Here is an 8,185-nt window from a genome sequence, read left to right on the forward strand (position 1 = left end):
TGTGGGATGGGCATCTCTAGCTAAATGTTTGAAAACTTGTAATTCTACATCCATTGCCCTACCTACTGTGTAGAGTTTTATTTTTCAATTTCTTTATTCATTATATTCGGAAAGTGACAGAAGAGGGGTAATACCCCCTGTTCAACTAAAGTAATTCAGGACTTACGCAACATCACCACATCTGCCACCGCAATCCCCCAGGGGGATTGCCCCTACAAAACGCTATATGTATAAGCTTTGCGTAAGTCCTGGTAATTGTAGAAGAGCAGACTTTTAGCACGAGCTTTAGTAACGTCCAGAGGATTCTGCCCCGGACTCGCGCCATGAGAATAAAAACCGAAGGGAACATGAAGTCTACCCGGTCAATGGAGATTTAGATGTCAAACAAGCAATTAATGAAGCCGACTGAAAGCGTAATGCCGCTAAGGCAGTTTGGCGAGTTTGAGCTTTAGCAAGATGATTTGAGCAGGCAAAAAAACGACTTAAATTGATAGCACAAGCCGTGGCAACATTCTGTAAATGGGTTTTCGCCAGTCCCCAATACCCGGTTCGTCGTCAATCAAATCTACGCACAGCTTGGGAAATAGTACCCTCAATCAGCGGTATCCGTAAGAGTTGTCGGGGATTTGAACTGCTGACATCCCACAACTCAATTAGGATTGCTATATATTTCCGCCTTTTTAATACCCAGAAAATGTGGTTGGTAAGGGGTGCGAAATACGGGTTGGCGATCGCTGTTTGTCAATTACTGTCAGTTAGTCATTAATGATGCTCACGGGTGAATGGTGAGTTACGGTTGAAGAAGCTACCTGAGCGATCGCTGGAGGAACACCAATGACTGTCACCATTCCCATTCGTGGCATTGAACTCAGTCCCGGTAGCATGATTACCATTCACAACTTGTCTTGGCAAGATTTTGAGGAGATTCTTACCGAACTGGGAGAAAAGCGCAGCACCCGCATTGCATACTACCGAGGAACGCTGGAAATCATGTCTCCTCTGGCACTGCACGAACGCCCCCATCGCATTATTGCTTACATCCTCACAACTATCTTAGATGCCCAAGGACGGGACTGGGAAGATTTTGGCTCAACGACTCTGAAGCAACCAGAAATTGCCGGAGTCGAACCCGATACCTGCTTTTACATCCAGAATGCCAGTCGTGTCCGAGGTTGCACCGATATGAATTTGGAGGTTTACCCACCTCCCGATCTCGCCATTGAGTCTGATGTCACTTCAAAGACTACACTGAATGCCTATCAAGCCTTGCGCGTTCCGGAAGTGTGGATCTATCGCGATCGCCAACTGACGATTTATATTCTCCAGAACGGGGACTATACTGAATCATCTGTCAGCCTCTCTTTTCCCGATCTGCCTATGACTGAAATGATTCCCCAGTTAGTGCAAAAAGCGATTGATGACGGAACCAGTCGGATGCTGCGCGAACTGAAAATACAACTAAGTCAATAACTGGAAAGACTCGAACCAAACTAGATAAGCAAAACATGGATAGTGCCACTCGCCTCCAGAAGACTTTGGTTGATTCGCCGGTTGGTGTTGTGTTACCGACAATCGCGCTTTTGAATCTCCCCGACTGGTGGTTGGCAGGTGGTGCGGTACGAAATACGGTAAGAGCGACCGCTGGCGAGGCAAGAGAATAAAGGGGCTTCGTTTTTACAAAAATGCCCTTTTCTGCGTCTAGCATAGAAGTGTCTGCGAGTTCAGCACAGAAAATTGCCTAGATTTCAAGTTGGAGCATACCGGAAACTTGAGGTAGGGAGTTTTTAGGACTTAGATTAAGAGAGCGATCGCCCAAACAACTTGATATGATTGCCTGGATGTGACCCAAACAACCAAGTGCCTCAAGCGTGATATTGACCGTATCAGAGAGAAAATCCGATTCCGTCAATACGATATGTCAGCACATGCAATGGAAGAGATGGCTGAGGATATGCTGACTATTCTGGATGTAGAAGAGGCTGTTCTAAGTGGTCAAGTCATACGGGTGGAAAAAGACGATCCTAGAGGAACAAAATATGTAGTAGTGGGGACTGCATTAGATCGACAGATACCTGTTGGCGTGGTTGGACGTTTCGCTAGCAACGGACGTTATCTGATTATCACTGTTTACGAAGTCACTGAGCTGGAGGGCTAGTTGTATGTATGGATACAGATGTGAGTATTGTGAAGGAACCGTTCAACCTCGTACTGTCAAGCGCGAAGCCTTCAAACACAAAGATGGATTTGTCATTCTTGAAGATGTGACGATTGGTGTTTGCGATCGCTGTGGTAATCGATACTACTGTGCCGATATTCTCCATGCTGTTCACGCCATTGCAACTGGGGCAAAGTCGCCAGAGAGAACCGAACAGATTCCAGTAGCTCATTTAGAATCTGCATAGTCGCGCGGCTTGACATCCTCCCCGCCCTAAAAACTTTTGCCTGTCATAGCGTATTATCTGCGATCGCGCTTCTGAATCTCCCCAATTGGTGGTTGGCAGGTGATGCGGTACGAAATACGGTAAGAGCGATCGCTATTTGGCAACGACTGTCAGTTAGTCATCAACGACTTTGACACTGCCTTTTTTGATGCGCTTGGAGATCGTTCCCAAGAACTCACCGCCAAGGATACCCTCACAACGCAGTTTCCTGACTACAAGTTTGATGTTAAAAATCAAGCGAGTGAGAGCGCATTGGCGTTCCGGTTGCAGACCTTACAGTAGCACGCTCAGATGGGGTTACTGATTGGCAGCACACGGCGACGGCTGTAGGCGTTCGGTTAGATGCTCAAGGACAATGGCAGTTCTTTACTCCTTACGATCTGGATGATTTGTTTAATGGCATCATCCGACCTACAAAGAGCGCATATCCACAACCCAAATGCGGAGAGTAAAGCGGCTTCGTTTTTACAAAAATGCCCTTGTCTGCGTCTAGCATAGAAGTGTTTGCGAGGAAGGTCGGGAGGTCTTAATGTACGTTCTTACCCCATCAGTACACGCATTTCCTTATCACATAGGGTAGGAGAAAACACTTAGTTTAAAGCCTCTCGTTTACCAAAATTTCGTGAATATGCCATGTGCGAGACAGTCTTCTTTCGTTAGCCTCAAAGAAGATTATCAAAAGGCACTCACGCCATGTCCCTCCCTGAATCCCTATCGAATGCTACGCTTGTGAAGGAAACCCGGAAATGTCAGAGCTGACTCAAGTGCAGTTTGCCCAAGCACTAGGAGTTTCCTTCTAGTCAGTGAACCGTTGGAAGCGGGACAAGACGAAGCCTTTGCCGATAGTTCTAAGCAGATCGAGGCGATCTATATCATGCAAATTATCACAAATTTTCCCAGTTTAATTGACCGATGGCTTCGCTATCGATTTCAAACAATCCTAGTCGTATGTTTTTTACTTTGGACACCCTTTCTAGTCGCGAAAACTTTGCTGGTTCAGCACTCCTGCTATCCGATGATTCACTGGTCTGGTACACTCCCAGCAGAGTGCCAACCTAAACTGTCGCAAGCTAATTCTCGTCCATCTAAAAAAGCTGAACCTCTGCGCGATCGCTCTCAAGAACAAAAACAAATAGCACGTAGCGATCGCAGTCCATCACCTAAACCTTTGCCCACTTCTCAAGAACAAAAACAAAAAGCACAGAGCGATACTAGTCCATCACCTAAACCGTCATTCATTCCTAAATCTGACGAATCTCCACCGCCAGCGAAACCTCATGCAGTAGAAGATGTTATCAAGACAGCAGAAGATGCTATCAAGGCAGCAAAAGATTATCCAGATATCACAAGCAGTGTTGTTGCCATTGGAGTTGCAAGTACTGTGGCTGCTGTTGTTGCCACTGCTCCTTTAGCTGTCGTCGTAGCAATTGGTGCAGCAGTATGGTTTGCAATTAGGACAGTGCTTTAGCAACACTATCTTAATTTCCAACTTTGTCCAATATTTCACGAAATCAAGGAGTAATCAATTAAAAATGCAACCTTCTAACAACTCTCAACAATCTTCCAACCTTGTGCAATCCTCCTCCAACACCCCGCAAATTGTTCCAGATTCAGACAGGCAAATACAATCTACTTCCAATCCTATAGAAACCCCAGCAGTTTCCTTAAAACTCCCTGGTTCAGGATTTTCATTACACCTGAATAAATGGGTAGTTTTAGGAGTTTTTGGAGTTGCAATGGTTGCCACATTCTTTCTTTTAACGAAAGGAAGTGAATTTTGTTTATTCAGCACTTGTATACCGCCAATTGATTCCACAGGCTCACTTGCTATGAACTTTTGGGGATTTGCAGGAGGAACAGCAGCACTTGTAGTTTTAACCACTTTTTTCGGTGTCTCGTTAGTGCCTGCTGTTGCCGCTTCCTTTGCGGTTTGGTTTCTCATGCAAATGACACTCCATTAGCTCTAAATCTTATCTATATTTTTTCTCACACAAGCCATGAATATTATCGAACTCAAGCAAGTTTCTAAGGAATTTCGCAAAGGATTCCAGCAAACTTCTATCTTACAGGATATCAATCTGATTGTGCAGCGAGGCGAATTCGTTGTGTTGCGCGGCGAAAATGGGGCTGGCAAGACTACTCTACTGAATCTGATTTTAGGGTTACTCAAACCCAGTAGTGGAGAAGTTGAACTAATGGGGCTTTCACCACAGAGTGCTAACTCAAAAATCCATGTTGGAGTAGTTTTACAAGATACACAAGTTCCAAGAAATGTCAAGGTAAAGGAACTTATTGAACTGCTGAGAAGCTACTACCCTAATCCACTTTCAACTGAAGAAATATTGAACATAGTTAAGCTTAAAGATAAAGAAAGTGCTTGGGCAACTGACTTATCTGGCGGACAAAAACAGCGACTTTATTTTGCCCTTGCTCTAGCAGGCAATCCCGACCTTCTCATCCTTGATGAACCAACCCGAAATCTAGATGAAAAAGGATATGAGGAATTTTGGCAGCAAATCAAACTCTGCTGTCAACGAGGAATCACCATTCTAATGGTGACAAATAATAAATCCGACTGGAACGAATTAAATACTTTAGCAACTCGCTGTGTCACTCTCCATAAAATTACTGAAATTCATCCTGAAGGACAGCTAACTCAGGAGCTAATAAATTTAAAAGATAAAGCTTTAGAAGATCAGCCTGAAAATCCTAGAGAGACGGAGAATTTACCTGAAACTTCTTCTCAGAACATCCAACGCATTTTTCAACAACAACTCTGGTTTGAAATCCTTCAACTACTTCGCACTCCAGTTTTTTTAATTGCAACACTCGCACTGGTGGGATTTGTCCCGTTATTAAAATTGCAAGGATTGAAAGGAAAAGGGGCAACAGAAATAGTTATTTACCTGTGTGGCATCATACTTTTCACGATTGTCATCGACCGACTGGGTAAACGAATTGCAGTTGAGCTATCGGAAAAATGGCTGAAGCTTTTGAGAGCTACACCTTTACCACCAACAGTATATATGGCGGCTAAGATTGCCACCTCGCTTCTGATTTGTACTGTGAGCCTTTTATTAATCTTCGCATTAGGAAGCTGGCAACTTGAGATGAGAATGGATTTGACTCAAGGGTTAGCTCTGATATCGAGCCTAATCTTAGGAATTGTGCCATTTGCCATTCTCGGCCTTGCATTAGGGTACTTACTAGACCCCAAAAGTGCTGATTCTATTCTTAGCCTATCGCTAATTGTTATTCCTGTTGCTTGCGGTTCAATTCCACTTCCGGGACCGCAAATCGTACAAGATTTAATTGCATGCTCACCGTTCTACCACTACCAGGAATTAGTTCTATCGGCAGTTAGTTTGAAACACGATAACCAGTTATTTCTACATTTACTTTGGCTGATTTGGGCGGGGGGTGCTTTTGGTTTATTCGCGGCTTGGTCTTATCAGCGCGATCGCGTCGTTCAGTAGCTTCTTCCCATCACTAAAGTTTTAAACCTTGCTATGTTCATCAACATCGTATTTTCTCCGAAATGAGGCGGAGTGGACAACCTCCTACTTAGACGAAGAAATTAGGGTAGGAAGAGGTGCAACAGGCAATCTGTTTGTGTTTAGTCGCGAGTGAGTTGGGTGTTTTGGGCGATCGCGTTCTGTCAACTCAATGATTATGGGGAATGGAGCATCAGTTCTTCACCACCATCTTGAAAATGCCATCTCCATCGTTCCTCTGGGTGCGCTGTCCCTTAGCTGCATAGGGAGGCTGGAAATTTCTTTAAATGTAGAGACGCGAAATTTCGCGTCTCTAGAGTCCGCGCAGGCGGACTTGGTTTGTTTAGCCGCGATTTCTAATCGCCAGGGCTTATTGAGGAGGACGATCTCCCTCTGGTTGGTTGCCATCTTGAGGCGGACGGGGCGGAATTCCCAGCGCATTCACCAGTTGCTCTTCTGTAACGCCGAGTTTTGCCGCCGCTGCCTTAAAGTCCGGTCGGGGTGGGCGTTGTCCCGGTGCAGGCGGCGTACTTGGTGGATTCGCTGGTACCCCCAGTGCTGCCTTTAAATTGGCTTCTGACACGCCCAGCTTCTGCGCTGCGGCTGCAAAATTTGGACGTGGTGGACGGGGCGGAATTCCCAACGCATTTACCAATTGCTGTTCGGTAATGCCGAGTTTTGCCGCCGCCGCCTTGAAATCGGGTCGGGGAGGGCGTTGTCCCGGTGTAGGATTCGCTGGCACTCCCAGTGCTTCTTTTAACTTGGCTTCTGAAATGCCCAATTTCTGAGCTGCTGCGGCAAAATCTGGCCCTCTGCGTCCCTCTTGTTGCTGATTGGGCTGAGATGAGTTTTGTGCCTGTCGATTAGGCGATTGAGCGATCGCCTGATTCAGCGCTACACTTCCAAACGTTCCAATTAAAACAGGAATTGCAATCAGTGTCAGCAGTCGGCGGGTTTTCTTCACTTGCTTTCTCCTTCGGTTAAATCTCGAAACGTGTCTATAGTTCGATTAAGCTCAACCAAAATTACAGCTTGCCCTTCGTCTGAATTACAGTTTTGTAATCTAAGTCAAAAGCCGCGATCTGCTGCTTGCACAAGCGTTAACGCGATCGCCTCAATTCCGGGAAGATCAAAACTCTGTTCTACCATATTTATTTAGAGGATGTCTGAGAAGTCGGTTATAACACCATCCAGATGTCCGGGCTTTCGCATACCCTCCCTTGAAGGTTTACGCCTACGGGCGACAATTTCTCGTTCCAATAGCTTGTTTACCGAATGCCAAAGCCCCTACGAGATGCCAATACTACTTTTCAAACATCCTCTTAGGTTCTGATTATATTTCAGACAGGTCTAATAGTTTTTGCAACCCAACTGTTTTGTTAATCAATCAAGTGTTTTCCTATACAAATATCAGAGCTGACAACTACTACTTTTGTAAGAGCAAAAGCTTTAAAAATAAAGACTATTGAAAGAGTATAAGTAATTCGTTTTCAACTATTCTAACTAAGTTGGAGTAGGGACAAATTGGTTTATCCCTACTCTCACAAATAAAGCACCATATAGGAAGCACGAGAATTACGACTATACAATCGGGCGACATTCTGGGTCACTTGAGCAGGAAACCGTCGAAATTGGCAGTTAAGTTAAGCGTTTGAAAAAGAAGCAAGCCACGGCAAAAGAGCGTGGAGCAGTCATATAGGAGTTTGGATGGTTATGAACAGTTCTTTGACCCGACCTCTGGCTGTCGTGACGGGTACCTCCAATGGCATCGGCTACGAACTCGCCGTTACTGCCGAACAGAACCGCAAGCTCAATGAGCCAGGGTCAGCCAACAAGTAATTTGTGCCTAGAGATCAACCGAATAGGCTCAGTTGACACTCTTTTCAAGCAGAACGCGATGGTTCCAGACCGACGGTCAGTCATCGCGCCGTTGGCAATCTCACACATTTAGGATGGTTCTGAGGAGGCATTGTAGAGGATTCATGCACATTCATCATCTCAATTGTGGCTGTATGTGCCCGATCGGCGGGGCGCTTTTCGATGGCTTCAGTCGCGGTCTGACGGCTCGTCTCGTCTGCCACTGCCTGCTCGTCGAGACGAACCAGGGACTTGTTCTGATCGATACTAGACCTCTTGCGGAATTAAGATTTTTCAGCTATTTTTAGCTCATAGTTATAAATTCCTGCTAGCAGGTTTACTCGCAAGCCAAATCTCTTTCTTCTATTTCTATAACGGCTAGATAAAATTCGG

The 8,185-nt window shown here is 45.3% G+C and carries 10 protein-coding genes and 3 pseudogenes; 11 read left to right on the top strand and 2 right to left on the bottom strand.

The annotated features are described in order from the left end of the window. Positions 1-834: 834 nt before the first annotated feature. The 9 genes and pseudogenes from ACFW2W_RS14125 to ACFW2W_RS14165 all read left to right on the top strand — a co-directional run bounded on the left by ACFW2W_RS14125 (position 835) and on the right by ACFW2W_RS14165 (position 6,071). Entirely contained in the window at positions 835-1,470 is a 636-nt protein-coding gene (locus tag ACFW2W_RS14125; RefSeq protein ID WP_378179003.1) for a Uma2 family endonuclease, read from the top strand. 35 nt (positions 1,471-1,505) lie between these two features. After that, positions 1,506-1,661 carry a hypothetical protein gene (locus ACFW2W_RS14130; RefSeq protein WP_378179029.1) on the top strand — a complete coding sequence of 52 codons (156 nt, stop codon included), beginning with the start codon at positions 1,506-1,508 and terminating at the stop codon, positions 1,659-1,661. A 254-nt stretch (positions 1,662-1,915) separates the two neighbouring features. Beyond that, positions 1,916-2,155 (top strand): DUF4258 domain-containing protein, encoded by a 240-nt coding sequence (locus ACFW2W_RS14135; RefSeq protein WP_378179006.1) that lies wholly within the window; start codon positions 1,916-1,918, stop codon positions 2,153-2,155. A 4-nt stretch (positions 2,156-2,159) separates the two neighbouring features. Beyond that, positions 2,160-2,402, top strand: a complete 243-nt coding sequence (locus ACFW2W_RS14140; protein WP_378179009.1) for a YgiT-type zinc finger protein — start codon at positions 2,160-2,162, stop codon at positions 2,400-2,402. Continuing rightward, positions 2,399-2,939, top strand: a pseudogene (locus ACFW2W_RS14145) (nucleotidyltransferase family protein). Before ACFW2W_RS14140 ends, ACFW2W_RS14145 begins: the two are co-directional and overlap by 4 nt. A gap of 376 nt (positions 2,940-3,315) precedes the next feature. Continuing rightward, entirely contained in the window at positions 3,316-3,909 is a 594-nt protein-coding gene (locus ACFW2W_RS14150) for a hypothetical protein (RefSeq protein ID WP_378179012.1), read from the top strand. Positions 3,910-3,973: 64 nt separating this feature from the next. Continuing rightward, positions 3,974-4,402, top strand: a complete 429-nt coding sequence (locus ACFW2W_RS14155) for a hypothetical protein (protein ID WP_378179015.1) — start codon at positions 3,974-3,976, stop codon at positions 4,400-4,402. 36 nt (positions 4,403-4,438) lie between these two features. Then, on the top strand, positions 4,439-5,917 hold the full coding sequence (locus ACFW2W_RS14160; RefSeq protein ID WP_378179018.1) for an ATP-binding cassette domain-containing protein: 1,479 nt from the start codon (positions 4,439-4,441) through the stop codon (positions 5,915-5,917). 28 nt (positions 5,918-5,945) lie between these two features. Then, complete coding sequence (locus ACFW2W_RS14165) at positions 5,946-6,071, top strand: PAP/fibrillin family protein (RefSeq protein WP_378179021.1); 126 nt, start codon at positions 5,946-5,948, stop codon at positions 6,069-6,071. A gap of 234 nt (positions 6,072-6,305) precedes the next feature. Here ACFW2W_RS14165 and ACFW2W_RS14170 read toward each other — a convergent pair whose 3' ends face one another. Continuing rightward, a complete protein-coding gene (locus ACFW2W_RS14170) occupies positions 6,306-6,899 on the bottom strand; it encodes a hypothetical protein (RefSeq protein WP_378179024.1) in 594 nt (197 codons plus the stop codon). A 749-nt stretch (positions 6,900-7,648) separates the two neighbouring features. Here ACFW2W_RS14170 and ACFW2W_RS14175 point away from each other — a divergent pair. Both ACFW2W_RS14175 and ACFW2W_RS14180 read left to right on the top strand, forming a co-directional pair. Further along, on the top strand, positions 7,649-7,774 hold the full coding sequence (locus tag ACFW2W_RS14175) for a hypothetical protein (protein ID WP_378179027.1): 126 nt from the start codon (positions 7,649-7,651) through the stop codon (positions 7,772-7,774). A gap of 143 nt (positions 7,775-7,917) precedes the next feature. Beyond that, positions 7,918-8,061 (top strand): annotated as a pseudogene (locus tag ACFW2W_RS14180) (MBL fold metallo-hydrolase); the annotation flags it as partial. A 15-nt stretch (positions 8,062-8,076) separates the two neighbouring features. On the opposite strand, the pseudogene ACFW2W_RS14185 reads toward ACFW2W_RS14180, so the two are convergent. Continuing rightward, positions 8,077-8,185: pseudogene (locus ACFW2W_RS14185) on the bottom strand (IS5/IS1182 family transposase); the annotation flags it as partial.

It is taken from the genome of Coleofasciculus sp. H7-2 (assembly GCF_042747725.1).
GTDB lineage: Bacteria > Cyanobacteriota > Cyanobacteriia > Cyanobacteriales > FACHB-T130 > FACHB-T130.